The sequence below is a fragment of the Aurantiacibacter luteus genome, assembly GCF_001010945.1.
Taxonomy (GTDB): Bacteria; Pseudomonadota; Alphaproteobacteria; order Sphingomonadales; family Sphingomonadaceae; genus Alteraurantiacibacter; species Alteraurantiacibacter luteus.
In genome coordinates, this window is record NZ_LBHB01000001.1 from 498,721 (window position 1) to 516,427 (window position 17,707).

General features: G+C 67.0%; 17 protein-coding genes and 1 tRNA gene. 10 read left to right on the forward strand and 8 right to left on the reverse strand.

What is annotated here, in order from left to right; genetic code table 11:
* The first annotated feature begins 1 nt into the window (after position 1).
* Entirely contained in the window at positions 2 to 1,834 is a 1,833-nt protein-coding gene (gene aspS, locus AAW00_RS02460; protein ID WP_047002734.1) for an aspartate--tRNA ligase, read from the forward strand.
* Between the two features lie 3 nt (positions 1,835 to 1,837).
* Here aspS and AAW00_RS02465 read toward each other — a convergent pair whose 3' ends face one another.
* Entirely contained in the window at positions 1,838 to 2,845 is a 1,008-nt protein-coding gene (locus AAW00_RS02465) for a histone deacetylase family protein (RefSeq protein WP_047002735.1), read from the reverse strand.
* Positions 2,846 to 2,950: 105 nt separating this feature from the next.
* The gene (locus AAW00_RS02470; RefSeq protein ID WP_047002736.1) at positions 2,951 to 3,385 is read right to left on the reverse strand and encodes a ferritin-like domain-containing protein; all 435 of its coding nucleotides are present in this window, start codon (positions 3,383 to 3,385) and stop codon (positions 2,951 to 2,953) included.
* Between the two features lie 187 nt (positions 3,386 to 3,572).
* Here AAW00_RS02470 and AAW00_RS02475 point away from each other — a divergent pair, with 187 nt between their 5' ends.
* The 5 genes from AAW00_RS02475 to AAW00_RS02495 all read left to right on the forward strand — a co-directional run bounded on the left by AAW00_RS02475 (position 3,573) and on the right by AAW00_RS02495 (position 6,813).
* Positions 3,573 to 3,809 (forward strand): acyl carrier protein, encoded by a 237-nt coding sequence (locus AAW00_RS02475; RefSeq protein ID WP_047002737.1) that lies wholly within the window; start codon positions 3,573 to 3,575, stop codon positions 3,807 to 3,809.
* Between the two features lie 123 nt (positions 3,810 to 3,932).
* The gene (gene fabF / locus AAW00_RS02480; RefSeq protein WP_047002738.1) at positions 3,933 to 5,195 is read left to right on the forward strand and encodes a beta-ketoacyl-ACP synthase II; all 1,263 of its coding nucleotides are present in this window, start codon (positions 3,933 to 3,935) and stop codon (positions 5,193 to 5,195) included.
* Position 5,196: 1 nt separating this feature from the next.
* Positions 5,197 to 6,156, forward strand: coding sequence for an endolytic transglycosylase MltG (gene mltG, locus AAW00_RS02485; protein WP_047002739.1), 960 nt, complete (start codon positions 5,197 to 5,199; stop codon positions 6,154 to 6,156).
* The gene (locus tag AAW00_RS02490) at positions 6,153 to 6,671 is read left to right on the forward strand and encodes a 2'-5' RNA ligase family protein (RefSeq protein ID WP_047002740.1); all 519 of its coding nucleotides are present in this window, start codon (positions 6,153 to 6,155) and stop codon (positions 6,669 to 6,671) included. Before mltG ends, AAW00_RS02490 begins: the two co-directional genes overlap by 4 nt.
* 65 nt (positions 6,672 to 6,736) lie before the next feature.
* Positions 6,737 to 6,813: transfer RNA gene (locus AAW00_RS02495), tRNA-Met, on the forward strand.
* Positions 6,814 to 6,836: 23 nt separating this feature from the next.
* Here AAW00_RS02495 and AAW00_RS02500 read toward each other — a convergent pair.
* The 3 genes from AAW00_RS02500 to AAW00_RS02510 form a co-directional block, all read right to left on the reverse strand.
* Complete coding sequence (locus AAW00_RS02500) at positions 6,837 to 7,289, reverse strand: response regulator transcription factor (RefSeq protein ID WP_052761728.1); 453 nt, start codon at positions 7,287 to 7,289, stop codon at positions 6,837 to 6,839.
* A gap of 97 nt (positions 7,290 to 7,386) precedes the next feature.
* Positions 7,387 to 7,812, reverse strand: a complete 426-nt coding sequence (locus AAW00_RS02505; protein ID WP_047002741.1) for an MAPEG family protein — start codon at positions 7,810 to 7,812, stop codon at positions 7,387 to 7,389.
* Positions 7,813 to 7,880: 68 nt separating this feature from the next.
* Complete coding sequence (locus AAW00_RS02510) at positions 7,881 to 8,840, reverse strand: threonine ammonia-lyase (protein WP_047002742.1); 960 nt, start codon at positions 8,838 to 8,840, stop codon at positions 7,881 to 7,883.
* Between the two features lie 129 nt (positions 8,841 to 8,969).
* Between AAW00_RS02510 and AAW00_RS02515 the strand changes: the two genes are divergently transcribed.
* The gene (locus tag AAW00_RS02515; RefSeq protein WP_047002743.1) at positions 8,970 to 10,034 is read left to right on the forward strand and encodes a 1,9-bis(guanidino)-5-aza-nonane synthase; all 1,065 of its coding nucleotides are present in this window, start codon (positions 8,970 to 8,972) and stop codon (positions 10,032 to 10,034) included.
* A 170-nt stretch (positions 10,035 to 10,204) separates the two neighbouring features.
* Positions 10,205 to 11,410, forward strand: coding sequence for a type III PLP-dependent enzyme (locus AAW00_RS02520; RefSeq protein ID WP_047002744.1), 1,206 nt, complete (start codon positions 10,205 to 10,207; stop codon positions 11,408 to 11,410).
* A gap of 23 nt (positions 11,411 to 11,433) precedes the next feature.
* On the opposite strand, the gene AAW00_RS02525 is transcribed toward AAW00_RS02520, so the two are convergent.
* The 3 genes from AAW00_RS02525 to murI all read right to left on the reverse strand — a co-directional run bounded on the left by AAW00_RS02525 (position 11,434) and on the right by murI (position 15,859).
* Positions 11,434 to 13,635, reverse strand: a complete 2,202-nt coding sequence (locus AAW00_RS02525; protein ID WP_052761729.1) for a putative bifunctional diguanylate cyclase/phosphodiesterase — start codon at positions 13,633 to 13,635, stop codon at positions 11,434 to 11,436.
* 114 nt (positions 13,636 to 13,749) lie between these two features.
* Complete coding sequence (hemA, locus tag AAW00_RS02530; protein ID WP_047002745.1) at positions 13,750 to 14,970, reverse strand: 5-aminolevulinate synthase; 1,221 nt, start codon at positions 14,968 to 14,970, stop codon at positions 13,750 to 13,752.
* A gap of 94 nt (positions 14,971 to 15,064) precedes the next feature.
* Positions 15,065 to 15,859, reverse strand: coding sequence for a glutamate racemase (gene murI / locus AAW00_RS02535; RefSeq protein WP_156169898.1), 795 nt, complete (start codon positions 15,857 to 15,859; stop codon positions 15,065 to 15,067).
* Between the two features lie 112 nt (positions 15,860 to 15,971).
* Between murI and plsY the strand changes: the two genes are divergently transcribed.
* Positions 15,972 to 16,583 carry a glycerol-3-phosphate 1-O-acyltransferase PlsY gene (gene plsY, locus AAW00_RS02540; RefSeq protein ID WP_047002747.1) on the forward strand — a complete coding sequence of 204 codons (612 nt, stop codon included), beginning with the start codon at positions 15,972 to 15,974 and terminating at the stop codon, positions 16,581 to 16,583.
* The gene (dprA, locus tag AAW00_RS02545; RefSeq protein ID WP_047002748.1) at positions 16,580 to 17,686 is read left to right on the forward strand and encodes a DNA-processing protein DprA; all 1,107 of its coding nucleotides are present in this window, start codon (positions 16,580 to 16,582) and stop codon (positions 17,684 to 17,686) included. Before plsY ends, dprA begins: the two co-directional genes overlap by 4 nt.
* Positions 17,687 to 17,707: the final 21 nt, after the last annotated feature.

The following is a 17,707-nucleotide window of genomic DNA, read 5'->3' on the forward strand; positions in this document are numbered from 1 at the left end:
CATGCACGCCTACCGCACCCACACTTGTGCCCAGCTATCGAAGGCCGATGTCGGCGAGGCCGTCCGCCTGTCGGGCTGGGTGCATCGCAAGCGCGACCACGGCGGCGTGCTGTTCGTGGACCTGCGCGACCATTACGGTATCACCCAGATCGTGGCGGACGAGGACAGCCCGGCGCTGCCCGTGCTCGACGCGCTGCGGCTGGAAAGCGTCGTCACCATCGACGGCGAGGTGAAGGCGCGCGACGCGGCGGCGGTGAACGCCAACCTGCCGACCGGCGAGATCGAGGTCTTCGCCCGCGCGGTGACCGTGCAGAGCAAGGCGGACGACCTGCCGCTGATCGTCAACAGCGCGGAGGACTACCCTGAGGAGACGCGCCTCAAGTACCGCTTCGTCGACCTTCGGCGCGAGCGGGTGCATGCCAACATCATGCTGCGTAACAAGGTCATCACAAGCCTGCGCCGCCGCATGACCGACCAGGGCTTCTCCGAGTTCCAGACCCCGATCCTGGGCGCGAGCAGCCCCGAGGGCGCGCGCGACTATCTCGTCCCCAGCCGCCTCCACCCGGGCCGCTTCTACGCGCTGCCGCAGGCGCCGCAGATGTTCAAGCAGCTGCTGATGGTCGCGGGCTTCGACCGCTATTTCCAGATCGCCCCCTGCTTCCGCGACGAGGACCTGCGCGCCGACCGCAGCCCGGAGTTCTACCAGCTCGACTTCGAGATGAGCTTCGTGACGCAGGACGACGTGTTCGATGCCATCGAGCCCGTGCTGGCGGGCGTGTTCGAGGAGTTCTCCGGCGGCAAGAGCGTGACGCCTGCAGGCGAGTTCCCGCGCATCCCCTATGCCGAGACCATGCTGAAGTACGGCACGGACAAGCCCGACCTGCGCAATCCGCTCGTCATCAGCGACGTGACCGAGCACTTCACCAGCTCCGGCTTCGGCCTGTTCGAGAAGATCGTCGGCGGCGGCGGGCGCGTGCGGGTGATCCCGGCGCCGGCCACGCACGAGAAAAGCCGCAAGTTCTTCGACGACATGAACGACTGGGCGCGCAAGGAAGGCTTCGCCGGCCTCGGCTACGTCACCCGCAAGGGCGGCGAGTTCGGCGGGCCCATCGCCAAGAACCACGGCGAGGAAGGGATGCTCAAGCTCTACGCCGAGCTGGGTCTTGGCGAGAACGACGGGCTGTTCTTCGCCGCGGGCAAGGAAAAGGACGCGGCCAAGCTGGCCGGCGCCGCGCGCACCCGCGTGGGCGAGGAGCTGGGCCTGATCGAGGAGAATTGCTTCAAGTTCTGCTGGATCGTCGATTTCCCGATGTTCGAATACGACGAGGAGCTGAAGAAGGTCGATTTCAGCCACAACCCCTTCTCCATGCCGCAGGGCGAGATGGAGGCGCTGGAGAACACCGACCCGCTCGAGATTAAGGCCTGGCAGTACGACATCGTCTGCAACGGCTACGAGCTGTCGTCGGGCGCGATCCGGAACCACAAGCCGGAGATCATGTACAAGGCCTTCGAAATCGCCGGCTACACCCGCGAGGACGTGGACGCGAACTTCTCCGGCATGATCGAGGCCTTCAAGCTGGGCGCCCCGCCGCACGGCGGTTCGGCCCCCGGCATCGACCGCATCGTGATGCTGCTGGCCGATGAGCCCAACATCCGCGAGGTCATCGCCTTCCCGCTGAACCAGCGCGCGCAGGACCTGATGATGGGCGCGCCCTCGGTCGTCTCGGCCCGCCAGCTGCGCGACGTGCACATCCGCCTCTCGGGCGAGGCGCTGGAGGTGCAAAAGGACGCGAGCGAGGCGGAGACAACCCGCGTCGACCAAGCGGGCGAGTAAGGCCTAGCTCTCCAACCCGTCGAGGAAGGCGGCAAGGTTCGCGCCCAGCGCACCCACCGCGTAGCCGCCTTCCATGATGCCCACGACCGGCAGCCGCATGCCCGCGATGGCCGCGCCGATGCGGCGCATGTCGGGCGTGGTCAGGCGGAAGTGGCTGATCGGGTCGCCCTCGAACGTATCCGCGCCGTAGGAGACGAGCAGCGTGTCCGCGCCCCAGTCGATGGCGGCGGTGAGCGCGGCGTCCAGCGCAGGCGCATAGTCCGCCCAAGTGGCCCCTCGCGCCAGCGGCAGGTTGAGCGTCGCCCCTTCGCCTGCGACCAGACCGCGCTCGTCGGCATGGCCCCAGAAGAAGGGAAAGTCGGTCTTCGGATCGGCGTGGATCGAGGCGAAGAACACGTCGCCGCGCTCGTAGAAGATGTCCTGCGTGCCGTTGCCGTGGTGGTAGTCGACATCGACGATGGCGACCCTGCGCCCCGCATCGGCCAAAGCCTGCGCCGCCACGGCTGCGGCATTCAAATAGCAATAGCCGCCACAATTGTCGGCGCCCGCGTGGTGGCCGGGCGGGCGGGTGAGGGCAAAGGCGCGCGTCTCGCCGCCGAGCACCGCCGCCACCGCGCCGAGCGCCGACTGCGCGCTGGCATAGGTCGCCGCCCATGTCCCCTCGGCGATCGGCGTCACCACGTCGGCCGAGAAGCGCCCCAGCTTCGCGTCGATCCTGTCGAGGCACAGCGGACGGCGGCGCGACACGGGAAAAGCATAGCCCAGCGCATCGCCTTCGCGCCCAGCCGCGCGCCACTCGGCATAGGCCGTTTGCAGGAACTCGACGTAGTCCGCCCCATGCACCGCGAGGATCGGTGCGAGGCCGCGATCCTGCGGCTCCTCGACCGGGCCGACCGCGGCGAGCATGGCATCGACCCGGGCGCTCGTTTCGGCGAATTCGGTCCAGTCGCCGTTGTGAAACTCGCGGCGGGGAGCGTGGCCGGCCTGCGCGCTGCAGTGGAAGATTCTCATGCCCGCCTCATACCCGCCGCGGCTGCCGCCACCATACCAAAAGGGCGCGGCCCCCGAAGGAACCGCGCCCACAGAACCCTGTTACAGGCCCTGCTTGCCTCGTGGTCAGTCGTACTGCTTCTCGATGCTGTCGCCGAACTGCTCACCTTCGCAGATCTCGGCATAGACCTGCTGGATCACGGCGCGCGACTGCGGGTCGAGGTCGTCGTCTTCCAGCGCGGCCTCGAACTTGCCCTTGATGTAGTCCTCGCCTTCCTCGACGCGCTCGGCGGCGGCCTCGTCGTCGTTCTCGAAGGCGCTGGTGATGCCCAGCCACATCTGGTGCAGCTCGCCGGTCATCGTGCCCTTGGTGACGAGCTCGCCGCCCTGGCGCTCGACCTCGGCATTGAGCGTCGCGACGGTCTGCTCGCGCTTGGCGGCGCGGTCCATCAGCGCCTGCTTGAGCTGCGGGTTGTTGGCCTTCTCCGCGGCCTTGCGATAGCCCTCGACCGAATCGAAGGCGGTATCGGTAAGGGTCTTGAGAACGGTATTGGCGGACATCTGATATTCTCCTTTGAATCAGGATGTTGTCCTACCAATCGCGGGGGCCGTGGATGTTTCCCGGAAATCGGCGCTGGCCGCACCCGCTTCGTCGTAAAGCGGTGCGGCACGGCGCGGGCACTTGCGCTCGCTCGCGGCGTTCATTAGGGCGAAAGCAACTGATCACCCCCAAAAGGACAACAGATACATGAGCGATATTGCCGCACGCGTGAAGAAGATCGTGGTCGAGCACCTGGGTGTCGAGGAAGAAAAGGTCACGCCCGAGGCGAGCTTCATCGACGATCTGGGCGCCGACAGCCTCGACATCGTCGAGCTGGTGATGGCCTTCGAGGAAGAGTTCGGCGTGGAAATCCCCGACGATGCCGCGGAGAAGATCAACACCGTGGGCGATGCCAACACCTACATCGAACAGCACGCCGGCTGATCCGGCACCCCTCGTCCGCGATACGGCCCGCCGGCCCTAGTTGGTGTCGGGGACGGGGATGAAAGGCTCGGCCACAAGGCTGGGCCTTTCTTGCATGAAAACCGCATTGAAGAGGATGTGACTATGCGGCGCGTCGTCGTTACCGGACTTGGCCTCGTCACCCCGCTGGGCGCCGACGTCGAGACAACCTGGGCCAACCTGATCGCGGGCGAGAGCGGGATCGATACGATCACCCGCTTCGACACCACGGGCCAGAAGGCCACCATCGCCGGCGAGGTGAAGGGCAAGGACCATCCCTGGGGCTTCGACCCCGACAGGCGCGTGGACCACAAGGTGCAGCGCCAGGTCGATCCGTTCATCGTCTACGCCATCGACGCCGCCGGGCAGGCGCTGGAGGATGCGGGCCTTACCGAGATGGACGAGGCGACCAAGCTGCGCGCTGGCGTCTCCATCGGTTCAGGCATCGGCGGACTGCCGGGGATCGAGCTGGAATCGGTGAACCTCGCCGAGCGCGGCCCGGGCCGCGTCAGCCCGCACTTCGTCCACGGACGCCTGATCAACCTCACCAGCGGGCAGGTGTCCATCAAGTACGGCCTGATGGGCCCGAACCATTCTGTCGTGACGGCGTGCTCCACCGGGGCGCACTCGATTGGTGATGCCGCGCGGATGATCAAGGACGACGATGCCGACATCATGCTGGCGGGCGGGGCGGAAAGCACCATCAACCCGCTCGGCGTGGCCGGCTTCGCGCAGGCCAAGGCGCTCAACATGAGCATGAACGACCGGCCAAAGGAGGCGAGCCGCCCCTACGACCGCAATCGCGATGGCTTCGTCATGGGCGAGGGCGCAGGCGTCGTCGTGCTGGAGGAATACGAGCACGCCAAGGCGCGCGGCGCGAAGATCTATGCCGAGGTCGTCGGCTATGGCCTCTCCGGCGATGCCTACCACGTCACCGCCCCGCACCCCGAGGGCAAGGGCGCGGAAAATGCCATGCGCATGGCCATCCGCAAAGCCGGGATCGAGCCCTGCGACATCGACTACGTCAACGCCCACGGCACCAGCACCATGGCCGACACCATCGAGCTCGCCGCGGTCAAGCGCGTGCTGGGCGACGACCTGTGCGGCGCCTCCATGTCCTCGACCAAGAGCGCCATCGGCCACCTGCTCGGCGGCGCGGGCGCGGTGGAAAGCATCTTCTGCATCCTCGCCATCCGCGACCAGGTGGTGCCGCCCACGCTGAACCTCACCGACCCCGACGACGGGACGGAGGGCGTGGACCTTGTCCCGCTCAAGGCCAAGAAGCGCGAAGTGGACGCGGTGCTCAACAACAGCTTCGGCTTCGGCGGCACCAACGCCAGCCTCGTCATGCGGCGCGTGGTCGACTGACGTGAAGAAACTGCTGCTGATTGCCGCAGCGGTGGTGCTCGCTGCCGCCGCCTGGTTCGCCTCGGGCTGGTACGGCGGCGCGAACGTGGAGGAGGAGACGGCCTTCATCGTGCCCAACGGCGCCTCGCTCACCTCGGTGGCGGGCAAGCTGGAGGACGAGGGGCTGATCGGTTCCTCGAGCAGCTTCCTGCTGCGGGCGAAGATTTTCGGCAGCGGCGATCCGATCAAGGCGGGCGAGTTCCTGCTGCCAAAGGGCGCGAGCAACGCCAAGATCCTCGATACCTTTCAGCACGGCGACGTGATCCGTCGCTTCGTGACCATTCCCGAAGGCATGCCCTCGGTGCTGGTCCACGACGTGCTGATGGCCGAACCGCTCCTGACCGGCGAAATCCCCGTGCCCGAGGAAGGCTCGGTCCTGCCCGACACCTACGATTTCGAGCGCGGGGAGAGCCGTGTGGCGGTGCTGGCGCGGATGAAGCGGGCGATGGACGATACGCTCGCCGAACTCTGGCCCAACCGCACCGATCGCACCGTCGTGAATTCGCCCGCCGAGGCGGTGGTGCTGGCCAGCATCGTGGAAAAGGAAACCGGCGTGCCGGAGGAGCGGCGCATGGTCGCCGGGCTCTATTCCAACCGCGTGCGCCAGGGCATCATGCTCCAGGCCGACCCGACGATCATCTACCCCATCACCCGCGGCCGTCCGCTGGGCCGCCGTATCCGCCAGTCGGAAATTCAGGCGATCAACGATTACAACACCTACTCGATGGTCGGCCTGCCACGCGGACCGATCACCAATCCGGGCCGTGCCAGCATCGAGGCTGTGCTCAACCCGGCGGAAACCGACGCGATCTACATGGTCGCCGATGGCAGCGGCGGGCACGAATTCAATTCGACGCTGGAGGGCCACAACGAGGCGGTGGAACGGTGGTTCACGCTCAGGCGCCAGCGCGGGGAAATGTGACCGAGGTCGGGAACGCCGCGCTGATCCTCACGGCGGACCTGCCGCCCGACCTGCACGCGTGGGCGACGGCGCTCAGGACCGCGCACTTTCCGCCCGAGCGCAACTATCTCGAAGCTCACGTCACCTTGTTTCATGCGCTGCCAGGGCCTTACCACGCCGAGGTGGACCGGCTGCTGACCGCCCAGGCGAAGCAGGAAGCTGCCGTGCCCGGTCGCCTCCTTGGGTTGATGAGCCTTGGCGGCGGGACCGCGCTCAAGCTGGAGAGCCCTGCGCTTCTTCGCCTGCGCGCCGAGATCGCCGACCGGATGCACGACCTGCTCACCGCGCAGGATCGCCACACCCCGCGCCTGCACGTCACCATCCAGAACAAGGTTGCATCGGCCAAGGCCAAGGAGCTGCAGGCCGAGCTTGCGGGCACCATCGAGCCGCGCGAGTTCCGCTTTCCGTCGATGAGCCTGCATCGCTATCTCGGCGGGCCGTGGGAGAAGCTGAAGACCTATCGTTTCCGCGGCTGAGCGCGCGCCAATTTTCCGGGTTGACCCCGCGCGGCGGCGCTCTTAATTGCGCGCCTTGCCCATGGGGCGGAGTAGCTCAGTCGGTTAGAGCGGGGGAATCATAATCCCTGTGTCGGGGGTTCGAATCCCTCCTCCGCTACCATCCCCTTTCCAGCGCAATCACCCTCACACGGCGCGCGGCGCGTTCATCGACGGCGTGCCCGGCTTGGCGAATCCGGTCGGCTGCGCCCGGCCGAGCCGGGCATGAAACTCGCGCGAGGCGAGCACCTGCCGGATGCGATAGACCAGCATCTTCTCGCTGAAGGGCTTGCGGATATAGTCCTGCGCGCCGTCGTAATAGGCGATCTGTTCCTGCTTCACGTCCTGGATGCCCGTCAGCATGATGACCGGGATGTCGTAGAGCGAGGGGCTGGCGCGCAGGCGCCGCAGCATGCTGCCGCCGTTTTCGCCGGGCATGTTGTGGTCGAGCAGGATGACATCGGGCCGCCGCTTGCGCAGCAGGTCCATCGCCGCCTTCGCGTCGCTGACCCAGCCGCAGGCGTGGCCGGCATCGATCAGCACCCTCGCGGCGTGTTCCGCCACGATGTCGTCGTCGTCCACGACAAGGATGTAAGCCATGATCCGTGTCTCCTTGCCGGCATCATGGCGCGGTAAGGTCACGGGCCTGTGAATGGTTTACTATGCGATAACCCTTACGATCCGCCGCGGCGCGCAATCAGCTATGCAGGCGCACCAGGAGGCTGACCGTCATCGCCAGCAGGACCAGCGTCGACAGCGCGAACAGGGCGAAGCGCACCGGGATGGTGTTGACCACCGCCTGCCACAGCGAATGGACGATGCGCAGGACGACGTAGGCCCAGGCCAGCAGCTCTTCCGTGTGGCCGGACCCGACAAGCGCAAGCATGATCGTCACCGCGTAGAACAGCGTGGGCTGTTCGAGCAAGTGCATGTAGTTGTGGGCCTTCCATTGCAGGGTGCCGGGCAGCACGCCGTCGAGGTCCTGCCCGCGCCCGCCACGCATCTGTTCCTTGGTGCGGCCGAGCTTGGCCAGCGCGGGCAGGCGTAGCGCCGCCATCCAGAACAGCACGATGATGGTCCACAGCACCAGCGCGGCTGCGGGGATGAGGATAAAGGTATTCATGCGGATTTCCCTCCCGTCGGACCCGGCACGAAGGAGTGCGGCGCGCTTACTCGATTGTCAATTGCAACCTATCGCCCTTCGGCCAGCACCGCTGCGAAGCTGGGCGCATCGACGTTGCCGCCGGTGAGCATCACCGCCGTCGCATCGTCCACCGCCACCTTTCCCGCCAGCACCGCCGCCAGCGCCGCCGCGCCGCCGGGCTCCAGGACGAGGCGCAGGTGTGCAAAGGCGAAGCGCTGGGCGGCGCGAACCTCGCTCTCCGACACTCGCGCCCATTCGCGGCAGCGATCCTTGAGGACGGCGAAGTTGACCGGCTGGGTCTCAAGCGTCTGCAACGCATCGCAGGCCGTGGGGGGAGGGTTCTCGCCGACGCTCTGGATCTCGCCTGCCTCCAGACTGCGGCAGAAATCGTCCCATCCTTCGGGCTCCACCGGGATCACGTCCGCTTCGGGGCAGGCGAGGGCGAGGCCGGCGGTCAGCCCGCCGCCTCCGCAGCAGGCGACGATGCGGCTGGGTGCAACCCCTGCCTGCGCTTGCATCTGCGCGGCGATCTCGATCCCGGCGCTGCCTTGGCCCTCGATAACCCACGGGTCGCCGAAGGCATGGGCATAGGTCGCGCCCTGCTCGTCGGCCAGCGCGCGGGCGATGGCCTCGCGGTTCTCGGTCAGCCGGTCGTAGGTGACGACCCGCGCGCCGTAACCCGCGGTGCGTTCCAGCTTCACCCGCGGCGCATCGGCCGGCATCACGATGGTGGCGGCGATCCCCAGCATCCGCGCCGCCAGCGCCACGCCCTGTGCATGGTTGCCGCTCGATACCGCGACCACGCCGCGCGCGCGCTCCTCGTCCGACAGGTCGTTCAGCCGGTGCCAGGCGCCCCTGATCTTGAACGCGCCCATGGGTTGCAGGCACTCGGCCTTCGCCCACAGCGTGCGCCCGCCGTGTTCGAACGGCAGCAGCGGGGTCACGGGGAATTGCGCGGCGACCTTTTCGGCGGCGCGCAGCACGCCTTCGCGGGTGGGCTCTCTCATCGGGCGAGGCTTATCGCGAGCGCCTCTGCGGTGTCACGCGGGAAACGCCGCGCTTCACATTTGCCGCGAAATTTGGAACGGGGGCGGGGCGGTCCCGTTATCCGGGCACACGAACAGGAAAGAAACGCAATGAACGATTCGTCGATCAACGACACCCGCAAGGCAGAGCTTCTCAGCACCACGGTCGAGCACATCGACATCCGCGAATTCGACGCGCGGCCCATCATCGATTCGATGGGCAAGATGAGCTTCACCAGCCGCGATCTTGCGCGCGCCACCCGCATCTACAATCAGATGCTGGAGGACAAGGATTGCACGATCTTCCTCGTCATTGCGGGCTCAACCAGCGCGGGCGGTTGCATGGACCTTTATGCCGAGCTGATCCGGTCGAACATGGTCGACTGTGTCGTGGCGACGGGTGCCACCATCGTCGACATGGATTTCTTCGAGGGGCTTGGCCACAAGCACTACCAGGCGCTGGAAATCCCCGACGACGACACGCTGCGCAGTCTCTACATCGACCGCATTTACGATACCTACATCGACGAGGAGCAGCTGCAGGACTGCGACTTCACGATCAACCGCATCGCCAATTCGCTCGAGCACCGGGGATATTCCAGCCGCGAGTTCATCCGCGAGATGGGCAAGTATCTCGTCGAGCACGGCAAGAAGGACAACAGCCTCGTCAAGCTCGCCTACGAACACGACGTGCCGATCTTCTGCCCCGCCTTCGTCGACAGCTCCGCGGGTTTCGGCCTCGTCAAGCACCAGGTCGACCAGATGAAGAAGGGCGAGGGCTACATGATGATCGACGCCATCGCCGACTTCCGCGAACTGACCGACATCAAGATCGCCAGCGGCGATTCCGGCCTGCTGATGGTGGGCGGCGGCGTGCCCAAGAACTTTATCCAGGACACCGTCGTCTGCGCCGAGATTCTCGGGCACGAGGGCGTCGCGGTGCACAAGTATGCCGTGCAGATCACCGTCGCCGACGTGCGCGACGGCGCCTGTTCGTCCTCCACGCTGCAGGAGGCCGCGAGCTGGGGCAAGGTCAACACCGGCATCGAGCAGATGGTCTTCGCCGAGGCCGGCAGCGTCATGCCGCTCCTCGCCAGCGACGCCTGGCACCGGCAGAACGGCGGCAAGGACCGAGAGGCCCGGCGCTGGGCCAAGCTGTTCGACAAAAAGGCATAATTTGCGTGATATCCGGGGCGTGAAAGCGGGCGGAAACGCGCGTTTTCACGCCCCGTCCAATTTCACTTGCAGTTCATCGAATCCCTTTTATATGCGCGCTTCCGCTGCCCCATGGGACACCCTCCGCAAGGCAGCTCTTGTCGGTTTTGAACCTTAGGGGGTCCCTTGAATTGCACCAGTTTCCCGACGCCAAGGCTGTAGTCCGCGCCCTTTCGCCGGACGAACCCGTCATCCTCACCCGTCCGCATGCCGCGGCGCGGGCCGCCCGTTTCTTCGTCGATAAGTTCCCGGGCAAGGCCATGTACGCGGTCAAGGCCAACCCCTCGCCGCAGCTCGTCCAGATCCTGTGGGACAACGGCGTAACGCATTACGACGTCGCCTCCATCGGCGAAGTGCGCATGGTGCGCGGGCAGCTGCATGGCGCGACGCTGTGCTTCATGCACCCGGTCAAGACGCCGCGCGCCATCCGCGAGGCCTATTTCGACCACGGCGTGAAGACCTACAGCCTCGACACCATCGAGGAACTGGCCAAGATCGTCGAGGCCACCACCGACGAGGCCGGCAATGCCGCGACCGATCTCAGCCTGCTGGTGCGCCTTCGCGTCTCGTCCGAGCATTCGGAGCTGTCGCTGGCCAGCAAGTTCGGCGTCGACCTGACCGAGGCCGCGCCGCTCCTGCAGGCGACCCGCCAGCACTGCGATGCGCTGGGCATCTGTTTCCACGTTGGTAGTCAGGCGATGACGCCCTTCGCCTATGCCCAGGCGCTGGAGCGCGTGCGCGCGGCCATCGCAGAGGCGGCGGTGACCGTGGACATCATCGATGTCGGCGGCGGCTTTCCAAGCGTCTATCCGGGCCTGGAGCCGCCGGCGTTGGAGGACTATTTCGCGCTCATCCACCGCCACTTCGAGAGCTTGCCGATCAGCTATTCGGCCGAGCTCTGGGCGGAGCCCGGCCGCGCGCTGTGCGCCGAGTATTCGAGCATCGTCGTGCGCGTGGAAAAGCGCCGCGACAACGAGCTCTACATCAACGACGGGGCCTACGGCGCGCTGTTCGATGCGGCGCACGTCGCCTGGCGCTTCCCCGTGGTGGCGCTGGAGGACGACCTCATCAAGCCGCAGGCCGAGTTCGCCTTCTACGGTCCGACCTGCGACGATGCGGACTACATGAAGGGCCCCTTCATGCTGCCCGAGGACATCCAGGCCGGCGACTACATCGAGATCGGGATGCTGGGAGCCTACGGCGCGGCGATGAAGACCGATTTCAACGGCTTCGGCGCGACCGTCTCCGCCGTCGTCACCGACGAGCCGATGGCCAGCCTTTATCGCGGCGACCGCGTCGATCCGCGCGAGAGCGACAACGTGGTGAGCCTGCGGTAATCCGAACCAGCGGGGCGGGCGGCTCAGCTCTTCTGTACCGCCACCTGCAGGAATTGCGGCTTGCCGTTGCTTTCGCCGAGCATCGCGGAGGGGTAATTGCCCGGCGGAAGCGCCGCCAGCGGCATCCCTGCAGCGGCCAGCGCATAGGGCGAGACGCGGTGCCGGGTGACAAGGCCGCCGGCCCCGTCGCTAACCAGCGGCGTCTCGAATTCCACGCCGATCATCGCATCCTGGCTGCGGCGCACGCGGCACACGACGAGCTGGCCGCCGCCAAGGTCGAGCACCAGCCCGGTGCCCACCGGCACGCCGACCAGACCCTCGATGCGCGAGCCGGTCTTGCTGAGGTCGCGCATGACCGCGTCGTAGCGGCAATCCTCGTGGATCACGCCGATGCGGCGGAAAACGCTGCGCCGCTCGGGCCGGTAGGTCTCCGGCCCGCTCGGCTCGATCTTGAAGCCGCCGTTGGCGATGTATTCGAGGATGTCGGCCTGCGGGCGGGCCTTGGAGTAGATCCAGCCCTGGATGTATTCGGCGCCCTTCTCGGTGACGAGGTCGAATTGGTCGAAGGCCTCGACGCCCTCCACCGTGGTGTCCATGCCCAGCGCTTTCGACAGGCCGATGATCGCGGTGATGATCTTGGCGCTGTTCTCGTTCTTCTGGGTGCACGTGTCGACGAAGCTCTTGTCCACCTTGATCTTGTCGAACGGGGCGGAGCGCAGGTAGCTCAATGACGAATAGCCGGTGCCGAAGTCGTCCAGCGCCAGTCGCACGCCGAGGCCCTTCAGGATCCTGAACGTCTCGTCGGTCACGTCGACGTCGCCCATGAAGACGGTCTCGGTCAGCTCCAGCTCGACGCGGTCGGGGGCGATGCCGGTATCCTCGAGCACCTGGCTGACGATGGCCGGGAAACCCTTGTTGGCGAACTGCTTGGCCGAAACGTTTACGGCGATGCGCACGGTCTCGGGCCAGGCGAGCGCATCCTCGCAGGCACGGCGCAGGGCGAATTCGCCCAACTGGTTGATGAGGTCGCTTTCCTCGGCGGCGGGGATGAACACGCCGGGGCTCACGTTGCCGCGTTCCGGGTGCTCCCAGCGCATCAGCGCCTCGAACCCGACCACCATGTTGTCCTTGGTGCGGACGACCGGCTGGTAGTGCATTTCCATCCCGCCCGTGGCGAGCGCCTCGCGCATGTCGTCGAGCAGTTCCTGGCGCTCGGTTTCCTCGTCCTTCAGGTCGACGGAATAGAAGCGATAGGTGCCGCGGCCGGAGTTCTTGGCGGCGTAAAGCGCCAGGTCGGCGGCGTTGACGATCTCCTCCGCCTCCAGCCCGTCGTAGGGCGCGACGGAGATGCCGACCGAGGCCCCGATGATCGCGCGCTTGCCCTCGATCTGGTAGGGCGAGGACAGCATCTGGATGACTTTCTCGGCAAGATCGCCGAGCTGCCCGCGGTCGTCGATGTCGGGCAGCATCACCTGAAACTCGTCGCCACCCAGCCGCCCGATTTCGCCCTTGTCGCCGAGGATCGCGCGCAGCCGCTCCGCCACCTGGCGCAGCAGGTTGTCGCCTGCCGGGTGGCCCATGGTGTCGTTGACCTGCTTGAACTTGTCGAGGTCCATCATGAACAGCGCGCAGGACCGCTTGGCCGACTTGTAGGCGGCGAGGGTGGTTTCCAGCTTGCGGTTCATACGGTGGCGGTTGGCGAGGCCGGTCAGCGAATCGTATTCCGCCAGCCGCGAATCCTCGCGGGCGCGGACGTACGCGGTGGTGATGTCCTTGGCGCTGCCGCGATAGCCTTCAAACTTGCCGCCAGCGTCGAACTTGGGTTGGCCCGAAAGCGACCACCAGCGTTCCTTGCCCACCGCCTGGTAGCGGTCGCGCACGAGCCGCACAGGCAGCTCGGCGATCTTGTTGCGGGCCTTCAGCTGGAACTTGATTGGGCGATCGGTGCGCTCGGCATTGTCGGGGTCGATCTCGAACAGGTCGGACAGCGGCTTGTCGAGCAGCGTGTCGAGACCGCCGTCGAGGCTTTCCGACGCTGCGGGAGAGAAATAGATCAGCCGGTCCTCGGCATCGGTCGCCCAGATCCACGAAATGCCTGTGCGCTCGTAATCGTCGAGCACCTGCAGGCGACGGTTCGCGTCAGCTGCCGAGATGACCCGGCCGCTGGCATCCTCAGTCGGGATTGGCGTGGCGGCCTTGCTGCCGAAGCTTTCCAGGAAACCCATCGAAACCCTTACCGCGAAGTGCACCGGCGCCGGGTCTTCCGGCTACCTTTCGGCGGTATGCGGCGGGCTTGGTTACCATCGCGCTAACATCGGGGGCGCGATGGGCGGTGGAAACTACGCAGCCTGGCGCAGTTCGAGGTCGAGCCGGTCCCAGATTTCGACCAGTGCCGTGGTCAGTTCAGCCATCATCGCCTCGGTGTGGGCGGGGCCGGGGGTGAAGCGCAGGCGCTCCGTCCCGCGCGGCACGGTGGGGAAGTTGATCGGCTGCACGTAGACACCGTATTCGGCCAGCAGGATGTCGCTGATGGTCTTGGCGCGCACCGGGTCGCCCACCATCAGCGGGACGATGTGCGTGGTCGAATCCATCACCGGCAGACCGGCGGCGCGGAAATGCCGCTTGAGCGAAGCGGCGGCGGCCTGCTGTGCGTCGCGCTCCGTCGACGAGGCCTTGAGGTGGCGCACCGAGGCGAGCACGCCCGCGACCAGCACGGGGCTGAGCGAGGTCGTGAAGATGAAGCCGGGGGCATAGCTGCGGATGCAGTCGATCACCTTGCGGCTGGCCGCGACATAGCCGCCCATCACGCCGAACGCCTTGCCCAGCGTGCCCTCGATCAGGTCGATGCGGTGCGCGGCCTCGTCGCGTTCGGAAATGCCACCGCCACGCTCGCCGTACATGCCCACGGCGTGGACCTCGTCGATGTAGGTGAGGGCGTTGTATTTCCCGGCTAGGTCGCAGATCGCGTGGATGGGAGCGACGTCGCCGTCCATCGAATAGACGCTCTCGAAGGCGATGACCTTGGGCGTGTCGGCATCCTCGGCGGCGAGCAGTTCCTCCAGGTGATCGAGATCGTTGTGGCGGAAAACGCGCTTCTCGCAGCCCGAATTGCGGATGCCGGCGATCATGCTGGCGTGATTCAGCTCGTCGGAGAAGACCACGCAGCCCGGCAGCAGCTTTGCCAGCGTCGAGAGCGTCGCGTCATTGGAGACATAGCCGCTGGTGAACAGCAAGGCCGCTTCCTTGCCGTGCAGGTCGGCCAGTTCGGCCTCCAGCTCGACGTGGTAGTGCGTGTTGCCACCGATGTTGCGCGTGCCGCCGCTGCCCGCGCCGACATCGTGCATCGCCTCTTCCATGGCGGCGATCACGTTGGGATGCTGGCCCATGGCGAGGTAATCGTTGGAGCACCACACGGTGATCGGCTTGGGCCCGTTGTGCCCGGCGAAACAGCGTGCGTTGGGAAAGGCGCCCTTGTTGCGCAGGATGTCGATGAACACCCGGTAGCGGCCTTCCTCGTGGAGGCGGTCGATGGCCTTGTCGAATACCTGGTCGTAATTCACGAAAGCTGCGTCCGGGCTGCTGAGGGGCTGCTGGCGGCGGACTTAGTCATTCGCGGCCTGACTTTGAAGCGCGAAGTTTGCGAAGGGTTCGCAACTAGAATCGCTCCACCTTTTCGAGTCCGTGGCGCGCGAGCCGGGCGACCAGCGCGTCGTGCCCGACGGGCTCGGCGGTGAAGACGGCGCGGTCGGGCGCGCTGCGCTGAAAGGCCTGTCCGTCGACGAGGTGCGCGATGCGCCGCGCGATGCCAGCCGCGCCGTCGACCAGTCGCACTTGCTCCCCCAGAGCCGCCTGCAATTCCTCGCCAAGCAGGGGAAAGTGGGTGCAGGCGAGCACTACGGTGTCGATCGCCTCGCCGCCCGGCTGTTCGCGCAGACCGGCGACGGCGCGGGCGATGATGGCGGGCTCCACACGCTCGCCGCGCATCTTCGCTTCGGCCGCAAGCACCAGTTCCGGCGCGCCGTAACGGATCAGGCGCTTGCCCGCGGCGAATTCGGCCTCCAAGTCGTCGACGTAGCGCTGCCGCACGGTTGCCGCCGTGCCGAGCAGGCCGATGGTGCCCGTCCGAGTCATCGCGGCGGCGGGCTTGATGGCGGGCACGGTGCCGACGATCGGCACCTCGAGCACGTCGCGCACCATGCCGAGCGCGATTGTGCTGGCGGTGTTGCAGGCGATGCAGACGAGGCGCGGCGCGTAGCGCTCGCTCATCCTCCCGAGCAGCCCCGCCACCCGCGCGGCTATCTCCGCCTCGGTCTTGGTGCCGTACGGAAGGCCCGCGGTGTCGGCGGCGTATATGGCCGGCGCTTGCGGCAGGATCTTGCGCACCTCTGCCAGCACGGTCAGCCCGCCGAGGCCGGAATCGAACAGCAGGATGGGGGCATCGCCGCGCAAGGGTATCTCCACAACCGCTCAGCCTGAGCTTGTCGAAGGGTCGTCTTTGCCCTTATCGCTGCGCTAGTAGAAAAAGCAGCCGTCGGGCAAGCTCGGGGTAAGCGGAGTGTTCATGGAATCGTTGCTCGCCTTCCTGATCGGTTACCTCTCCGGCTCGATCCCCTTCGGCCTGCTGCTGGCCAAGGCGGCCGGGAAGGGGGACATCCGCCAGATCGGCAGCGGCAACATCGGTGCGACCAATGTGCTGCGGACGGGGTCGAAGAAGCTGGCGGCGGCAACTTTGCTGCTCGATTTCCTGAAAGGTCTCGCCCCGGTCCTCATCGTCGCGGCCGTGCTCGACCGCCCCCTGGCCGAGGCCGCGCCGGCCTGGGGTCCGGTGCCGCTCGCCGCGCTCGGCGCGGTGCTGGGGCATTGTTTCCCCGTCTGGCTGAAATTCAAGGGCGGCAAGGGCGTGGCGACCAATGCGGGCGTCAGCTTCGGCCTCGCCTGGCCCATCGGCCTTGCCTACGCCATCGTTTGGGTCGCCGTTCTCGCGCTGGGGCGCATTTCCTCGGTCGCCGGGATGAGTGCGGTCGTGGCCGCCGCCGTCGCCGCCTTTGCGCTACAATACTACGCCTTCGTGCCCGTGCTGGCGCTGATCGCGGTCCTGATCGTCTGGCTGCACCGGGCCAACATCGGCCGCCTGATGCGGGGCGAGGAGCCCAGGGTCGGCGCGAAGAAGTGAGCGGCGCGCAACTGACGCAGGACGAGGCTTTCGCCCGCATCCGCCTGCTGCGCTCGGCCAACATCGGGCCGATCAGCTATTCCCAGCTGCTCGCCCGCTTCGGCACCGCCGCCGCGGCGATCGAGGCGCTGCCCGACCTCGCCAGCCGCGGCGCGCGGCGCAACTACCAGCCCGCCCCGCGCGAGCGGATCGAGCGGGAGATCGCCGCCGCGCGAAGGGCCGGCGCGCGCTACGTCTTCCACGACAGCCCTGACTATCCGCACCTGCTGGGCGAGCTGGAGAGCGCGCCGCCGATCATCACCGTGCGCGGAGACATGGCGCTGGCGGCGAAGCCATGCGTGGCGCTGGTCGGCGCGCGCAACGCTTCGGCGGCGGCGGTCAAGCTGGCACGGGACCTCTCCCGCGATCTGGCGGAGGGCGGTTTCACCGTCGTCTCCGGCCTCGCGCGCGGCATCGACGGCGCCTGCCACGAGGGCGCCATGCCCGCCACCATCGGCGTCATCGCCAGCGGCATCGACGTCGCCTATCCGCCGCAGCATGCCGACCTGCAGGAGCGGATCGCCAGCGAGGCGTTGCTGATTGCCGAGGAAGCCCCCGGCACCGAGCCGCGCGGCAGTCACTTTCCCAAGCGCAACCGGATCATCGCCGGGCTGGCCGCGGGCACGCTGGTGGTGGAGGCTGCGCCGAAATCCGGCTCGCTCATCACCGCGCGGCTGGCGGGCGAGGCGGGGCGCGAGGTCATGGCGATCCCCGGCAGCCCGCTCGAGGCGCGCAGCCAGGGCTGCAACCAACTCATCCGCGAGGGCGCCGTGCTCGTGCAGAGCGCGGACGACGTTATCGAGCTGCTCTCCGCCTTCGACGGCACCCCCGTTTCCAGCTTCCGCGAACCGCTCGCATCAATCGACTGGTCGCCGATCGGGGAGGACGCGGACAGCGAGCCCGAAGGCGTGGCCGGCCTGCTGACCACGGCTCCCGTCGCCATAGACGAGATCATCCGCCAGTCCGGCGCCAGCGCCGGGGCCGTGCAAATGGCGTTGCTGGAGCTTGAAATCGCCGGGCGACTGGTGCGACATGCGGGCGGGAGGGTCTCGCTGTCGTATTGAGGCCCGCACGGGAACTAGGGG